Origin of the sequence: Streptococcus suis, assembly GCA_024583055.1 — a bacterium.
GTDB classification, from domain to species: Bacteria; Bacillota; Bacilli; order Lactobacillales; family Streptococcaceae; genus Streptococcus; species Streptococcus suis_V.
In genome coordinates this window covers 1,437,256-1,452,951 of record CP102145.1, presented here as the reverse complement: position 1 = coordinate 1,452,951, position 15,696 = coordinate 1,437,256, and the positions used below count along the sequence as shown (strand labels likewise).

The 15,696-nt window shown below is 43.8% G+C and carries 15 protein-coding genes; all 15 read left to right on the top strand.

Annotation, left to right across the window (positions count from 1 at the left end; translation table 11 throughout):
- Positions 1-16: 16 nt before the first annotated feature.
- The 15 genes from NQZ91_07210 (at position 17) to NQZ91_07140 (ending at position 15,683) form a co-directional block, all read left to right on the top strand.
- On the top strand, positions 17-460 hold the full coding sequence (locus tag NQZ91_07210; protein UUM57189.1) for an NUDIX hydrolase: 444 nt from the start codon (positions 17-19) through the stop codon (positions 458-460).
- A complete protein-coding gene (locus NQZ91_07205) occupies positions 438-899 on the top strand; it encodes an NUDIX hydrolase (protein ID UUM57188.1) in 462 nt (153 codons plus the stop codon). The genes NQZ91_07210 and NQZ91_07205 overlap by 23 nt, the downstream gene beginning before the upstream one ends.
- Positions 896-2,812 (top strand): tRNA uridine-5-carboxymethylaminomethyl(34) synthesis enzyme MnmG, encoded by a 1,917-nt coding sequence (gene mnmG / locus NQZ91_07200; protein UUM57187.1) that lies wholly within the window; start codon positions 896-898, stop codon positions 2,810-2,812. Before NQZ91_07205 ends, mnmG begins: the two co-directional genes overlap by 4 nt.
- An 81-nt stretch (positions 2,813-2,893) precedes the next feature.
- The gene (locus NQZ91_07195; protein ID UUM57186.1) at positions 2,894-4,855 is read left to right on the top strand and encodes a DHH family phosphoesterase; all 1,962 of its coding nucleotides are present in this window, start codon (positions 2,894-2,896) and stop codon (positions 4,853-4,855) included.
- A gap of 10 nt (positions 4,856-4,865) precedes the next feature.
- On the top strand, positions 4,866-5,318 hold the full coding sequence (gene rplI / locus NQZ91_07190; protein UUM57185.1) for a 50S ribosomal protein L9: 453 nt from the start codon (positions 4,866-4,868) through the stop codon (positions 5,316-5,318).
- Between the two features lie 40 nt (positions 5,319-5,358).
- Positions 5,359-6,714: a replicative DNA helicase gene (gene dnaB / locus NQZ91_07185; protein ID UUM57184.1), complete on the top strand. Its 1,356-nt coding sequence runs from the start codon at positions 5,359-5,361 to the stop codon at positions 6,712-6,714.
- 3 nt (positions 6,715-6,717) lie between these two features.
- Positions 6,718-6,969: a Veg family protein gene (locus NQZ91_07180; protein UUM57183.1), complete on the top strand. Its 252-nt coding sequence runs from the start codon at positions 6,718-6,720 to the stop codon at positions 6,967-6,969.
- A 210-nt stretch (positions 6,970-7,179) separates the two neighbouring features.
- Entirely contained in the window at positions 7,180-7,791 is a 612-nt protein-coding gene (gene rpsD / locus NQZ91_07175) for a 30S ribosomal protein S4 (GenBank protein UUM57182.1), read from the top strand.
- 59 nt (positions 7,792-7,850) lie between these two features.
- On the top strand, positions 7,851-8,303 hold the full coding sequence (locus NQZ91_07170) for a thioredoxin family protein (GenBank protein ID UUM57181.1): 453 nt from the start codon (positions 7,851-7,853) through the stop codon (positions 8,301-8,303).
- A 141-nt stretch (positions 8,304-8,444) separates the two neighbouring features.
- Positions 8,445-9,965, top strand: a complete 1,521-nt coding sequence (locus NQZ91_07165; protein ID UUM57180.1) for a flavocytochrome c — start codon at positions 8,445-8,447, stop codon at positions 9,963-9,965.
- 87 nt (positions 9,966-10,052) lie between these two features.
- Positions 10,053-11,402 carry a metallophosphoesterase gene (locus NQZ91_07160; GenBank protein UUM57179.1) on the top strand — a complete coding sequence of 450 codons (1,350 nt, stop codon included), beginning with the start codon at positions 10,053-10,055 and terminating at the stop codon, positions 11,400-11,402.
- 137 nt (positions 11,403-11,539) lie between these two features.
- On the top strand, positions 11,540-12,451 hold the full coding sequence (locus NQZ91_07155) for an aldo/keto reductase (protein ID UUM57178.1): 912 nt from the start codon (positions 11,540-11,542) through the stop codon (positions 12,449-12,451).
- Between the two features lie 8 nt (positions 12,452-12,459).
- On the top strand, positions 12,460-12,912 hold the full coding sequence (locus NQZ91_07150; GenBank protein ID UUM57177.1) for a GNAT family N-acetyltransferase: 453 nt from the start codon (positions 12,460-12,462) through the stop codon (positions 12,910-12,912).
- A gap of 94 nt (positions 12,913-13,006) precedes the next feature.
- Complete coding sequence (aspS, locus tag NQZ91_07145) at positions 13,007-14,758, top strand: aspartate--tRNA ligase (protein UUM57176.1); 1,752 nt, start codon at positions 13,007-13,009, stop codon at positions 14,756-14,758.
- Positions 14,751-15,683: a YitT family protein gene (locus tag NQZ91_07140; GenBank protein UUM57175.1), complete on the top strand. Its 933-nt coding sequence runs from the start codon at positions 14,751-14,753 to the stop codon at positions 15,681-15,683. Before aspS ends, NQZ91_07140 begins: the two co-directional genes overlap by 8 nt.
- Positions 15,684-15,696: the final 13 nt, after the last annotated feature.

Genomic DNA, 15,696 nt, shown 5'->3' with positions numbered 1-15,696 from the left:
AGTAGCGGAGGAAACCATGCCTGTCAAACTGATCGCCCATGTTTTACTGACTGTTGCAGACAGCCATTTGATTATTCAGCGTTCGCAGACTAAGCGTGGCAAACCCAATGTTTTTCCTCAATATTGGGACATTCCAGGCGGTCGTGTCGAAGAGAATGAATTGCCCCGTGATGCTGCAGTGAGAGAGTGTTTTGAAGAAACAGGTATTTCGATAGAAAAGGAAAATCTGATCATTATCCATGAAGATAGTCAGTTTGATGAAGAAAAACAGACGGTGTTTACAAGTCTAGTCTATGAAGTGACACTTCCTGAACAACCAAAAACTATTCTTCTTGACCCAGAAGAGCATACAGATTTTCTATGGTTAGCTCCTACCGATAAAAATAAGAAAAACTTAGTTCCATATCTGGACGAAATTTTAGAAAAGAGAAGGATAAATGGATTTCAGAACCAGAGTTGACAACCAAATTTTTGGTGTTCGAGCGACTGCATTGATTATAAAGGATGGGAAGATTTTCCTGACCAAAGATAATAAGGGCCGTTATTATACCATTGGCGGTGCAGTTGAGGTCAATGAGGTAGCAGCGGATGCGGCTGTTCGAGAAGTTAAAGAAGAATTAGGGGTTGACAGTCGTGTCAATCAATTGGCTTTTGTTGTTGAAAATCAATTTACACATGAAGGTATAGACTTTCACAATATCGAGCTTCATTTTATCGTGGAGCCTGTTGGAGAAATGCCTGAGAAGATGATTGAAGGCCAATTAAAACAAACGTGTGAATGGATTGCACTTGACAAGCTTGTCAACCTAGATGTCGTACCAGTTTTTCTGGCAGAGGAATTGCCAAACTGGAGTGGACAAGTTACACACATTATGAACATGAAGGAGAAAACAACATGACACACACATTTGCAGAAAACTATGATGTCATCGTGATTGGTGCGGGGCATGCGGGTGTAGAAGCGGGATTGGCAGCCAGTCGGATGGGCTGTAAAACCCTGCTTGCAACTATTAACTTGGATATGGTGGCCTTTATGCCTTGTAATCCCTCCATTGGTGGCTCTGCCAAGGGGATTGTGGTAAGGGAAATCGATGCCCTGGGTGGCGAAATGGGCCGCAACATTGACAAGACCTATATCCAGATGAAAATGCTCAATATGGGTAAGGGGCCAGCTGTTCGTGCCTTGCGGGCTCAGGCGGATAAAACAGAGTACGCAGCGGAGATGAAGCGGACGGTGGAGCGTCAGGAAAATCTGACCCTACGTCAAACTATGATTGATGAGATCTTGGTGGAAGAGGGCAAGGTAATTGGTGTCCGCACGGCTACCAACCAGAAATTCTCAGCCAAGGCAGTTGTGGTGACGACGGGTACAGCCTTGCGTGGTGAGATTATCATCGGTGACCTCAAGTATTCGTCAGGTCCTAACAACAGTTTGGCTTCTATCACGCTGGCGGATAACCTGAAAGAATTGGGGCTTGAAATCGGTCGTTTCAAGACAGGAACGCCACCGCGTGTCAATGCTCGCACGATTAACTACGAAGAAACGGAAATTCAACCAGGCGATGAAAAGCCAAACCATTTTTCATTCTTGTCCAAGGATGAGGATTATTTACAGGATCAAATTCCTTGCTGGCTGACCTACACCAATGCGACCAGCCATGAAATTATCAACAGCAATCTTCACCGAGCACCTATGTTTTCAGGCATTGTCAAGGGGATTGGGCCCCGTTATTGCCCGTCTATAGAGGACAAGATTGTGCGTTTTGCGGATAAGGAACGTCATCAGCTTTTCCTAGAGCCAGAAGGTCGCAACACCGATGAAATTTATGTTCAAGGGCTGTCAACCAGTCTGCCAGAAGATGTACAGCAGAACTTGATTCACTCCATTAAAGGTTTGGAAAATTCTCAAATGATGCGGACAGGCTATGCTATCGAGTACGATATGGTCATGCCGCACCAGTTGCGGGCGACGCTGGAAACCAAGAAGATTTCAGGGCTCTTTACCGCAGGTCAGACCAACGGAACGTCAGGTTATGAAGAAGCAGCTGGTCAGGGAATTGTTGCTGGTATCAATGCCGCCCTCAAGGTTCAGGGCAAGCCTGAGTTGATTTTGAAACGAAGCGACGGTTACATCGGTGTTATGATTGATGACTTGGTGACCAAGGGAACGGTGGAGCCTTACCGCCTCTTGACCAGTAGGGCAGAATACCGCTTGATTTTGCGTCATGACAATGCGGATATGAGACTGACGGAGATTGGTCGTCAGGTAGGCTTGGTGGATGATGAACGCTGGCAGGTTTTCCAAATCCATAAAAACCAGTTTGACAATGAAATGAAACGCTTGGAGTCTATCAAACTCAAGCCAATCAAGGAAACCAATGAAAAAGTCGTAGCCATGGGCTTCAAGCCCTTGACAGATGCCCTTACTGCTAAGGAATTCATGCGTCGTCCAGATGTGACCTACGCAGATGCGGTAGCCTTTATCGGCCCTGCGGCAGAGGAGTTGGATGCCAAGACTATTGAATTAATTGAAACAGAGGTCAAGTATGAAGGTTACATTGCCAAGGCCTTGGACCAGGTAGAGAAGATGAAACGCATGGAAGAAAAGCGCATTCCAGCCGACATTGACTGGGATGACATTGACTCCATAGCAACCGAAGCCCGTCAGAAATTCAAGCTGATTTCACCAGAAACTATTGGCCAGGCTAGTCGGATTTCCGGTGTCAATCCAGCCGACATCTCTATACTCATGGTCTATCTGGAAGGACGGAGCCGTTCCATTTCTAAAAACAAATCAAAGGACAGTCACTAAGGCTGTTCTTTTCTTCTGGTTGGCTGGAGAAAGCTAGCAATTTCTAGTGATTTGTGGTAAAATGGCAGGCAGAGGTTAGTGATGAAAAAATTTCGATTTTCGACAATTCATTTTGTCATGATTGGACTGATTTTGTTTGGACTAGTGGCTGTTATTCACCGCATTTTTCCGACAAGCGTCCTCACAATTTTTGCGCTTTTACTGAGCTTAATTGTCTTAGTTGCGCTCTTTATTTATCAGAAACATTCCTATGAATTTAGCGAACTGGAGCAGATTGAATATTTAAATAGTCAGGCAAATTCTGGTCTCATGAAGCTTTTGGATCAGATGCCGATCGGTGTGATTAAGGTTCAAGCAGAGACCAATCAAGTCGAGTGGTTTAATCCTTTTGCGGAGTTGATTTTCGCTCAGGAAAATGGTGAATTTGACCAGAAAAAGCTACGTGAAATTATTGATGTCGGTCTAGATGAAGATAGGGTTTATGCTAATTTTTCTGGAAAACGCTATGCGGTCAATGTTGATTTTGAACAGGGCTTATTTTACTTTTTTGATGCCTCCAATGAATATTCTGCAACCAATAGTTTGATTGGCAGTCGACCAGTTATCGGGATCATTTCGGTGGATAACTATGATGAGCTGGAGGATACAATAACGGATTCTCAGATTAGCCAGGTCAATTCTTTCTTGGCTCAGTTTGTGTCCGATTTTTGTAATGGTTATGGCATTTACTACCGCCGTGGTTCTATGGATCGTTTTTATTTTTTCACGGACTACGGTGTTTTGGAAAGTTTGATTGAAGATAAATTTTCGGTCATTGACAAGTTTCGTGAAGAGGCTAAAAAGTTAGAATTAAGCCTAACGCTTAGTATGGGGTTGGCTTACGGGACAACCAACCATCATCAAATTGGTCAAGTTGCCCTGCAAAATCTGAACATGGCAGAGGTCCGTGGTGGTGACCAGGCTGTTGTCAAAGAGAATGACGACCGTAAACAACCGCTCTTTTTTGGTGGCGGCTCAGCATCATCTGTAAAACGTACTCGTACCCGTACTCGTGCCATGATGACAGCGGTGTCTGATAAGCTCAAGTCAGTCGATGCGGTGTTTGTAGTCGGACATCGAAACTTGGATATGGATGCTCTGGGCTCCTCTGTTGGGATGCAGTATTTTGCGCAAAATATCATGAACAATGCCTATACGGTCTATAATCCCGATGAGATGGCCCCGGATATTGTTCGTGCGATAAAAAAATTGAGCGATGAGAATTGTTCGAACCTGCTTACAATTCAAGAAGCCAAGCAGATGGTTACTTCCCACTCTCTGATGATCATGGTGGATCATTCTAAGATTGGCTTGACCTTGGATAAGGAATTGTATGATTTGTTTACCCAGGTTATAGTCGTAGACCACCATCGTAGAGATACGGATTTCCCTGATAATGCTATCTTGACCTATATCGAGAGTGGTGCAAGTTCAGCCAGTGAGTTGGTGACAGAGCTTATTCAATTCCAGAATGACAAGCGCCACAAGCTTAATCGTCTTCAGTCAAGCTTGTTGATGGCGGGGATTATGCTGGACACCAAGAATTTTACCTCGCGCGTGACCAGTCGGACCTTCGATGTGGCTAGCTATCTGCGTACTCGCGGTAGTGATAGTCTGGAAATTCAGCAGATTTCAGCGACAGAATTTGATGAATACCGTCAGATTAACGAGCTGATTTTGCAAGGACAGCGGTTTGAACCCCAAATCGTCATTGCCCGTGGCAAGGAAGGAACCAAGTACGATACAGTCGTTCCAAGTAAGGCTGCGGATACCATTTTGGATATGGCAGGCATTGAGGCAGTCTTTGTTCTGACGGAAAATACCCAAGATTATGTGGCGATTTCTGCAAGAAGCCACAGTAAAATCAATGTCCAGCGGATTATGGAAGAAATGGGCGGAGGCGGTCACTTTAACCTGGCTGCAGCCCAAGTCTACGACCTTACAATGGATCAAGTCTATGATAAATTGACGGATACGATTCGTCAGGAACTTAGTGAAAGTTAGGAGAGAATAGATGAAAGTTATCTTTTTAGCAGACGTAAAAGGCCAAGGAAAAAAAGGCGAAATCAAGGAAGTGCCAACAGGCTATGCCCAAAATTTTTTGATTAAGAAAAACTTAGCCAAAGAGGCAACTACCCAGGCCATCAGTGCCCTGCGTGGTCAAGAAAAATCAAAAGAAAAAGCCCATGCCGAGCAGGTTGCAGCAGCAGAAGCCATCAAGGCAAAGCTGGCTGAGGAAGCTACCTTGGTCAAATTTGTCGAAAAAGTGGGTCCAGACGGACGTACCTTCGGCTCTATTACCAGCAAGAAGATTGCCGAGGAATTGGAAAAACAATTTGGTATCAAGATTGACAAGCGTCATATTCAATTGGACCACCCAATTCGTGCCTTGGGTTTGATTGATGTTCCTGTGAAAATCTATCAGGATGTAACAGGCGTCATCAATTTGAGTATCAAAGAGGCTTAAACTATTTGATTTTTAGTCATATTGGTGAGGAGGTGAAATCTTGGCAGAATTAGACGAATTGAGGGTACAGCCCCAGGATATTTTAGCGGAACAGTCGGTGTTGGGTGCCATTTTCCTAGACGAGGGCAAGCTGGTCTTTGTCCGTGAGTATATCGAGGCTGAAGACTTTTTCAAGCACGCTCATAAGCTGATTTTCAAGGCAATGATTGCGTTGGCGGACAAGAATGAGGCCATTGATGCGACGACTATGCGTAACTACTTGGTCAATCATGGTGACTTGGAAAATATCGGTGGCTTGGCTTATTTGGCAGAGATTATTAGTTCGGTACCGACGGCGGCCAATGCGGAGTTCTATGCCAAGATTGTCGCTGAGAAATCCAACCTGCGTAAGTTGATTGCTCGTCTGACAGAGGCTGTTAATCAGGCCTACGATGGAGCTGACGGGTCGGATGATATTATTGCCAATGCAGAGAAGGCCCTGATTGATGTCAGCGAAGGAGCTAGCCGTAGCGGTTTCAAACGGATTGACGATGTCCTCAATATCAACTTTGATAATCTGGAAACCCGTGCCAAGCAGACTTCGGACATTACGGGGATTGCGACGGGCTATCCTGCACTGGATGCAATGACGACAGGACTCCACGAGGAAGAGTTGATTATCCTTGCGGCCCGTCCTGCGGTGGGGAAAACGGCCTTTGCCCTCAATATCGCGCAAAATATCGGGACCAAGCTAGGCTTGACCGTCGCCATATTTTCTTTGGAAATGGGTGCAGAGAGCTTGGTGGACCGTATGCTGGCCTCGGAAGGGGTTATCAATTCGCGTGCCATTCGTACGGGTCACTTGACTCAAGAAGAGTGGAACAAGTATATGGTGGCTCAAGCCAATTTAGCGCGGGCTAGCATTTATATCGACGATACGCCGGGTATCAAAATTACGGAGATTCGCTCGCGGTCGAGGAAATTGGCCCAAGAAACTGGCAATCTCGGTCTGATTTTGATTGACTATTTGCAGTTGATTACAGGGACTGGTCGCGAAAACCGGCAACAAGAGGTTTCGGAGATTTCCCGTCAGCTGAAAATTCTGGCCAAGGAATTGAAAGTGCCGGTTATTGCCCTCAGTCAGCTGTCTCGTGGAGTTGAGCAACGGCAGGACAAACGTCCAGTTCTTTCTGATATTCGTGAATCGGGTTCGATTGAGCAGGATGCGGATATTGTTGCCTTCCTCTACCGTGATGATTATTATGAGCGGGGTGAGCAGGAAGACGGTGGTATTCCCAATAATACGGTCGAGGTTATCATCGAGAAAAACCGTTCGGGTGCGCGTGGCACCGTGGAACTCATGTTCCAAAAAGAGTATAATAAATTTGCAAGTATTTCCAAGAGAGAGGATGGATAGAGCATGAGTGATGCATTTACAGATGTTGCCAAGATGAAGCAAATCAAACAGGATATTAAGGACCATGAAGGACAAATTGTGGAATTGACCCTGGAGAATGGGCGTAAGCGTGAAAAAAACAAGCAAGGTCGGATTATCGAGGTCTATCAGTCACTCTTTATTGTGGAGTATGAGGATCCCAACAATACCTTTGTGGAATCTTATACCTACTCAGACATCTTGACGGAGAAGATTTTGATTCATTATTTGGATTAACTAATATAAAGGCTTTACAGAGCCTTTTTTTTGTGTTATACTAATCTTTGTGCGAAATAACAGCAGGGCAAAATGAAGCTCGTCAACAGAAGGTCAGCAAGAAGAGTAATCGTTGCTGTTTCGATGAAGGCCTCCTGCACGAATCAGGTTTGCTTAAAACGTTATTTCCTACAAATAATTTTTATATTTTATTTTAGGAGGACATAACACATGTCACGTTATACAGGACCATCTTGGAAACAAGCTCGTCGTCTTGGCTTGTCATTGACAGGTACAGGTAAAGAATTGGCACGTCGTAACTACGTACCAGGTCAACACGGACCAAACAACCGATCTAAATTGTCAGAATACGGTTTGCAATTGGCTGAGAAACAAAAATTGCGTTTCTCTTACGGTTTGGGTGAAAAACAATTCCGTAACTTGTTCGTACAAGCAACTAAAATCAAACAAGGTACTCTTGGTTTCAACTTCATGCTTCTTTTGGAGCGTCGTTTGGACAACGTTGTGTACCGTCTTGGTTTGGCAACTACTCGTCGTCAAGCACGTCAATTCGTAAACCACGGTCACATCCTTGTTGACGGCAAACGCGTTGACATCCCTTCATACCGCGTTGAAGTTGGTCAAGTAATCTCAGTTCGTGAGAAGTCAATCAAAGTTCCAGCTATCCTTGAGGCTGTTGAAGCAACTCTTGGCCGTCCAGCTTTCGTATCATTCGATGCTGAAAAATTGGAAGGTTCATTGACTCGCTTGCCAGAGCGCGATGAAATCAACCCAGAAATCAACGAAGCACTTGTCGTAGAATTCTACAACAAAATGCTCTAAGATTTGTTCAAAGTTAAAAGCCCTATTCTGGGCTTTTTCCATATCAATTAGGAGGAAAAATGGTACGAAAATTCATTGGCATTGTACTAGTCATTCTCGGTCTGACATCAATCATTTACTTTGTCAAGTCAACAAGTCAACCTGTTAATGCTGCGTCTGAATATGCGGAAGCTGTTAAGTCTTATCAAGAACTAAGTATTGACCAAGTAGAGAATAAATTAGCAAACAAGGATTCATTTTTCTTGTATGTTGGTCGGGAATCTTGTCAATATTGTAGAGCCTTTGTTCCCAAATTGAGTCAAACAGTTGAACAAACACAACAAACTGTCTATTATTTGGATAGTGAAGAAGATCCAACTGGTCAATTAGAGCAGTTTCTAAAGGCAAGTGGTATCGAAACGGTTCCAAGCTTGTTATATATTGAAGGAGGAAAAGCAGTTTCCATACTTCAAAAAGGTAGTCAGGCTACAATAGAAGAAATTGAGCAATTTTTTGCACAATTCGACAAATAAGACAAGTAATAAGAATGCACTGGCAATAGCTTGTGCATTTTTGGTTTTACTGCACAATTTCATTTGTTCCTTTAGAATATATATTGAAATAAATTAAACAAAATGATATAATGTGAATATCTCAACAAACAGGAGGAACTTATGAAGAAAAACCTATGGTTACGTATTGTTTTTGCTTTTCTTGCAGCTCTATTTTTGGTTGCTTGCGGTGGTAAAGCAGAGAATTCAGCTACGTCAACGACGTCTAGTACAACAACTTCATCTTCTAAAGAAGAAGCCGTTTCTGGTGCATCCGTGAAGGAATACACGGATCCATCCGAATTGAAAGACAGCTATGATGTAATCGTCGTGGGTTCTGGTGGAGCAGGGATGTCTGCTGCAATTTCAGCAAAAGATGCAGGTGCTAGCGTAGTATTATTAGAAAAAATGCCAGTTATTGGTGGTAATACTGCTAAATCATCAGCCGGCATGAATGCTTCTCAAACCAAATTCCAGGAAGCAGAAGGAATTGCTGATACAAATGATAAATTCTATGAAGAAACTTTGAAGGGTGGTAAGGGAACAAACGATCCCGAATTGCTTCGTTATCTTGTCGACAATTCAGCTAGTGCAATTGACTGGTTGGATGGGTTGGGTATTACTCTTAGTAACTTGACTACTACAGGTGGTATGAGTGAAAAACGTACACACCGTCCAGCAGATGGTTCAGCTGTTGGTGGCTACTTGGTAAATGGTCTTTACCACAATCTTGTTGAACGTGAAGTACCAATTTTTGTTAATGCAGATGTTACAAAACTCCAAGATAAAGACGGGGCTGTAACAGGTGTTGAAGTTGAGATTGCTGGTGAAACCAAGAAAATTTCAGCTAAGGCAGTGGTATTAGCTACAGGTGGTTTTGGCGCGGATTTAGAGATGGTTGCCAAATTAAATCCAGCATTGGAGGGGTACGTGACGACCAACCAAGAAGGTTCAACTGGTGATGGTATTGCTCTTGCGGAATCAAAAGGTGCAGCAACAGTTGATATGGAACAAATCCAAATTCACCCAACTGTTGAGCAAGAAACTTCTTACTTGATTACGGAAGCTGTTCGTGGGGAAGGTGCTATTCTTGTCGATGCAAATGGTGATCGCTTCGTTAATGAATTGGAAACTCGAGATAAAGTTTCAGCGGCCATCAATGCCTTGGATCCAAACCATGCCTATGTCATTTTTGACGACGCTTTAAAAGAACGTGTGAAGGCAATTGCACAGTATGAAGAGAAAGGCCTTGTGAAAACTGGTGCTACTCTAGCAGACTTAGCTAAGGAAATTGGTGTTCCGGCTGATAAACTACAAGCTACACTTGATGTGTGGAATAAGGCTGTAGCTGATAAAAATGATGCAGCGTTTGGTCGTACATCTGGTATGGACAATGCTTTGAATACAGGTTCTTATCATGCAATTAAAGTAGCACCTGGCGTTCACCATACAATGGGTGGTGTGAAAATTAATACAAACGCGGAAGTATTGAAGACAGATGGTTCAGCGATTACAGGACTCTATGCTGCTGGAGAAGTTACTGGTGGTGTTCACGGCCAAAACCGTATTGGTGGTAATGCGGTGGCGGACATTATCGTATTTGGCCGTCAGGCAGGTATGAAGGCAGCAGAGTTTGCAAAATAATGACGAAGTTAAACTGATTTTTCAATTTGAAAAGGTTCTTAGGAGCCTTTTCTTGTTGGTAAATTTTATCAATGATATACTGGAGTTATGAAGAAAAAAGTTATCCCAATTGTTTTATTGCTTAGCCTGATTTTGGTTTGGCGTCTTTCTTTTCATCAATCGGTCGCTGCCTATCCAAGCGTTACCTTGACCAAGGAGGATCAAATTTGGATTATCAGTGATCTCCATTATCTGTCACCAACTTTATTTGATTCAGGAGAGGCTTTCTCCTATATCGAAAAGACGGCTGCTGGTAAGGAGCTCCGCTATGGAAAAGAGCGGATGGATGCTCTTTTGGAGCAGGTCAAACGGGATAAGCCCAAGCATTTGCTGGTCAGTGGAGATTTGACCCTCAATGGTGAAAAGCAGAGCATGCTGGAGTTGGCGGAGTATTTTGGGAAGATGGAGAAAGCTGGTACCCAGGTGCAGGTGATACCCGGAAATCATGATATAGCCAGTGGCTGGGCGCGCGCCTTTAAGGGAGACCAGCAGGAAGTGGTTGCTCAGGTTTCCCATAAGGATTTTGCGGAGATTTTTGCAGATTTTGGTTATAATCAAGCGGCCAATCGCGATGCCCATTCTCTTAGTTATTTGAGCAAGGTTTCTTCTAATCTGTGGTTTATCATGTTGGATTCCAATATCTACAGCGATGGGATGGGAAAAGGAGGTCCAAAGACCAATGGTCGGATTAAGAAGGAGACGCTAGACTGGATGGAGGAGCAGTTGCAGGCGGCTGAAGAGGCTGGTGTGCAGGCCCTTCCAGTTGTTCACCACAATGTCCTTCGGCAGCACCACATGCTGTCCAAAGGCTATACTCTGGATAATGCGATAGATGTCAAGCGGCTATTGGATCGCTATGGGGTTCAATTTGGTTTTTCTGGCCATACGCATGCCCAGAACATTGTTTCAGAGGACCTTGGAAAGACCACTTATACTGAGGTGGTGAACGGAGCCTTTTCAGTCTATCCTGCTGTAATAGGTCAGGTGACTGTGGATAAGTCTGGCTTAGATTATCAAAAAGGGCAATTGGATACGGCTTTTTGGGCAAAAAATGCTCAGCCTACAAATCCAGATTTGCGTGAATTAACAGCTCATATGCAGTCTGTTTTTGACAATAGTAGCGACATTATGGTCCACCGGATGATGCACGATGAGGGTTGGTACTCTACGGAGGTTGCGGAGAGCATTTCTCGGTTTATGGTACCAGTCAATCGCGCTTACTTTTCTGGTGAAAAGATTGACCAGAATTGGTTGGCAAAGGATGTTTATTCTAGCCAGGCTTATAAGGAGCTAAGCAAGGTCAATCCTAAGAGTTTCCTTTATGATTATGCCGAACATATCTTTTTACGAAGTCAAGAAAGGGATGTGGAGAAGGTTTTTATGGAAATGAAACCCTAGTTTTCCACAGAAAATGTCATTTTTACACAAGTTTTCCACAGTTTGTGCAAAACTTGTTCATAGATTTGCAAAACCCGGCATTTGTCGGCTTTTGTGCTATAATGAGAATAGAAAAACGTTTTCAAAAGGAGTATCCAATGCAAGAATTAGGACAAACAGGTTTACAGGTATCACGGATTGCCTTGGGCTGTATGCGCATGGTAGCCCTGTCAGATCAGGAAGCTAGTCGGGTCTTAGAGACCAGTCTGGAAGAGAGAATAAACTTTTTCGATCACGCCGATATTTATGGTGGCGGTCAATCGGAAATCCGCTTTGCCTCTGCCATGAAGGAGCTGGGTATCAGGCGCGAGGACATCATTCTCCAGTCCAAATGCGGTATCCGCAAGGGCTATTTTGATTTTTCAAAAGACTATATTTTGCAGTCGGTTGATGGGATTTTAGAGCGCTTGGATACGGACTATCTGGATGTGCTATGTTTGCACCGACCGGATGCTTTGATGGAGGCAGAGGAGGTAGCTGAAGCCTTCTATTTGCTAGAAAAAGCCGGTAAGGTTCGCCATTTTGGCGTCAGCAACCAGAATATTTACCAGATGGAACTTCTCCAGTCCTATTTGGATAAGCCCTTGGCTGTGAATCAACTCCAGTTGTCGCCTGCCCACACGCCTCTGATTGATGCGGGTCTCCATGTCAATATGAAAGATGATGTGGCTACGATGCGGGATGGTGGACTGATTGATTATTGCCAGCTCAAAAAAGTCACTATTCAGGCTTGGTCACCCTTCTTGATTGACCTACAAAAGGGGATTTTTGCTAACCATCCAGACTATACAGAGCTCAATCGCACCCTTGAGGAAATAGCAGAGCGGTACCATGTTTCACATGAAACCATTGTTGTTGCCTGGATATTACGCCATCCAGCTACCATTCAAACCATAGTTGGCTCTATGAATCCAGACCGCCTGAAAAAGATTGCCCAGGCTAGCCAGCTTATCCTAACTCGACCAGAATGGTACGATATTTACAAGAGTGCAGGCAATTTCTTGCCTTAGGAGAGGATATGAATTGGGAAATCAAGGCCTTTGACCAATTAAGTTTACAGGAGCTTTACAGCATCTTGACACTGCGAACGGATGTCTTTGTTGTAGAACAAGCTTGTCCCTATCCTGAAGTTGATGGAAAGGATCCAAACTGTCTTCATCTTTTGGGAACTGATGAAGGAGATTTAGTAGCTTACTTGAGAATCTTGCCGGCTGGTCTAAGTTATGATGAAGTTTCCATCGGTCGTGTGGTCATCAAGCCAAGCCATCGTGGTAAAGGATTGGGTCGGCCTATGATGGAGCAAGCTATCGCTTACATTACAACCGAGTGGAAGGAAAGTCAGATTAAAATCGGGGCCCAAGCCTACCTAGAAAAATTCTATCAATCCCTTGGTTTTGAACCAGTTTCAGAAGTCTATCTAGAGGACGATATTCCGCATTTGGATATGGTATATAGTAAACCAGTCGGTTAGGGCTGGTTTTTCGATTTTTCTCGGCAATTTCCCCCAAAAATTAGCCATTTTATGGTAGAATGAATAGGTATAAAATCAGTAAAAGAGGAAGAATATGAAACGTTCTATGTATGCAGGACGTGTTCGAAAGGAACATGTCGGACAGGAAATTACTTTGAAAGGTTGGGTTGGCCGCCGTCGTGACTTGGGTGGCTTGATTTTCATTGACTTACGTGACCGTGAAGGTATTATGCAATTGGTGATTAATCCTGAGTCAGTTGATGCGGAATTGATGGCAAAAGCAGAGGGACTTCGCTCTGAATTTGTTATTGAGGTGACAGGAACAGTTGTGGAGCGTGAGCAAGCTAATGACAATATCCCAACAGGAGCTGTTGAACTACAAGTATCCGGTTTGACAGTGTTGAACACGGCCAAGACGACTCCATTTGAAATCAAGGACGGGATTGAAGCTAGTGATGATACCCGCCTTCGTTACCGTTATTTAGATCTTCGTCGTCCAGAAATGCTCAACAACTTCAAATTGCGTGCAGCCGTAACCCACAGCATTCGTAACTACCTAGACGAGCTTGAATTTATCGATGTGGAAACACCAATGTTGACCAAATCAACGCCAGAAGGTGCGCGTGACTACTTGGTGCCATCTCGTGTATCAAAAGGTCATTTCTATGCCCTTCCGCAAAGTCCGCAGATTACTAAGCAGCTCTTGATGAATGCAGGTTTTGACCGCTACTACCAAATCGTTAAGTGTTTCCGTGATGAAGACTTGCGTGGGGACCGTCAACCTGAGTTTACACAGGTTGATTTGGAAACCTCATTCTTGAATGAAGTTGAGATCCAAGACGTAGTAGAGGGTTTGATTGCCAAGGTCTTGAAAGATACCAAAGGAATCGATGTGACCTTGCCCTTCCCACGTATGTCCTATGACCATGCGATGAACTTCTATGGTTCTGACAAACCAGATACTCGTTTTGAGATGCTTTTGCAAGACTTGACAGAGGTTGTCAAGGAAGTTGACTTCAAAGTCTTCTCAGAAGCACCAGTTGTCAAAGCCATTGTGGTCAAGGGTGTGGCGGATAGCTACTCACGTAAAGACATTGATAAATTAACAGAATACGCTAAACAATTTGGTGCCAAAGGTCTTGCTTGGGTTAAAGTAGACAAGGGAGAATTAACGGGCCCAGTTGCTAAGTTCTTGACAGACATTACAGCAAACTTGACAGCAAGTTTACAACTTGAAGACAAGGACCTAGTTCTGTTTGTGGCAGATGAATTGGAAGTTGCCAACAATACCTTGGGTGCCTTGCGTAATCGCTTGGCTAAAGAGCAGGGATTGATTGACGAAAGCAAGTTCAACTTCCTCTGGATTGTGGATTGGCCAATGTTTGAGTGGTCTGAAGAAGAAGGTCGCTACATGAGTGCCCACCACCCATTCACCTTGCCTACAGAAGAAACGGCTCATCATTTGGATGGTGATTTGGCACAGGTGCGTGCAGTTGCCTACGATATTGTCTTGAATGGTTATGAGTTGGGTGGCGGTAGCCTTCGTATCAACCAAAAAGACATGCAAGAACGGATGTTCAAGGCTCTTGGTTTCTCAGCTGAGGATGCCCATGAGCAGTTTGGTTTCTTGCTCGAAGCTATGGACTACGGTTTCCCACCACACGGTGGCTTGGCTATCGGTTTGGACCGTTTTGTCATGCTCTTGGCAGGTGAGGACAATATCCGTGAAGTAATTGCCTTTCCGAAGAATAACAAGGCATCTGATCCGATGACACAGGCACCAAGTACGGTTGCATCAGCTCAATTAGAGGAATTGGCTTTAGATATTACACTTGAAAATGAATAAATTTTTCAGAAAACAGCGTGTTCTTTTCTTAAGAAAGGCCAGAAAGAATAAATTTTGGTCAGTTATTTCGGGGATTTCTCGAGAAAAATATGCAGAACGGATATCGGGGTCCATTATTTATGGACTCCTATCTAGTATTGCGGTGAATTTTTTCTTTCGACCAGGGAATGTCTATTCGTCTGGAGTTACTGGTCTTGCACAGATTGTTTCTGCTCTGGTAGCTTCTTACGCTGGTTGGAATGTACCGATTGCGGTGGTCTATTACGGTCTGAACATCCCCTTGCTTATCTTAGCTTGGTATAAAATTGGTTATAAATTTACTATCTTTACCTTTATTACGGTATCCTTCAGTTCTTTCTTTATCCAATTTATGCCGCCAGTTACCCTGACGACGGATCCATTAGTAAATGCTATTTTTGGTGGTCTCATGCTGGGAACTGGGATTGGCTTTGCCCTTAGGAACAATGTATCCAGCGGTGGTACTGATATTGTCTCTATTATTATTCGCAAGAAGACGGGACGACAAGTTGGCTCCATTTCCTTGATTGTCAACATTATGATTATGTTGATTGCAGGGATGACCTTTGGATGGAAATATGCCCTGTATTCAATGATTGCGCTGTTTATCTCCAGTCGGATGACCGATGCGATTTTCGTGAAACAAAAACGGATGCAGGCCATGATTATTACCAATCATCCCGAACGAGTCATCAAGAAAATCCATAAGAAGCTCAATCGCGGTGTGACTATCATCAATGGTGCGGAGGGTGCCTACAATCATGAGCAAAAAACGGTATTGATTACTATTATCACACGTGCGGAGTTTAGTGAATTTAAGCAAATTATGAAAAAGGCAGATTCTCAGGCTTTTGTATCCGTAGCGGATAATGTCAATATAATTGGTCGGTTTGTGGAAAGTGACTAATTGACAAAAAACT

Bases quoted from the DNA above. Each gene is read 5' to 3' on its own strand.
- NQZ91_07210 (UUM57189.1), top strand. From the start codon at position 17: ATGCCTGTCAAACTGATCGCCCATGTTTTACTGACTGTTGCAGACAGC.
- NQZ91_07205 (UUM57188.1), top strand. From the start codon at position 438: ATGGATTTCAGAACCAGAGTTGACAACCAAATTTTTGGTGTTCGAGCG.
- mnmG (UUM57187.1), top strand. From the start codon at position 896: ATGACACACACATTTGCAGAAAACTATGATGTCATCGTGATTGGTGCG.
- NQZ91_07195 (UUM57186.1), top strand. From the start codon at position 2,894: ATGAAAAAATTTCGATTTTCGACAATTCATTTTGTCATGATTGGACTG.
- rplI (UUM57185.1), top strand. From the start codon at position 4,866: ATGAAAGTTATCTTTTTAGCAGACGTAAAAGGCCAAGGAAAAAAAGGC.
- NQZ91_07180 (UUM57183.1), top strand. From the start codon at position 6,718: ATGAGTGATGCATTTACAGATGTTGCCAAGATGAAGCAAATCAAACAG.
- rpsD (UUM57182.1), top strand. From the start codon at position 7,180: ATGTCACGTTATACAGGACCATCTTGGAAACAAGCTCGTCGTCTTGGC.
- NQZ91_07170 (UUM57181.1), top strand. From the start codon at position 7,851: ATGGTACGAAAATTCATTGGCATTGTACTAGTCATTCTCGGTCTGACA.
- NQZ91_07165 (UUM57180.1), top strand. From the start codon at position 8,445: ATGAAGAAAAACCTATGGTTACGTATTGTTTTTGCTTTTCTTGCAGCT.
- NQZ91_07160 (UUM57179.1), top strand. From the start codon at position 10,053: ATGAAGAAAAAAGTTATCCCAATTGTTTTATTGCTTAGCCTGATTTTG.
- NQZ91_07155 (UUM57178.1), top strand. From the start codon at position 11,540: ATGCAAGAATTAGGACAAACAGGTTTACAGGTATCACGGATTGCCTTG.
- NQZ91_07150 (UUM57177.1), top strand. From the start codon at position 12,460: ATGAATTGGGAAATCAAGGCCTTTGACCAATTAAGTTTACAGGAGCTT.
- aspS (UUM57176.1), top strand. From the start codon at position 13,007: ATGAAACGTTCTATGTATGCAGGACGTGTTCGAAAGGAACATGTCGGA.
- NQZ91_07140 (UUM57175.1), top strand. From the start codon at position 14,751: ATGAATAAATTTTTCAGAAAACAGCGTGTTCTTTTCTTAAGAAAGGCC.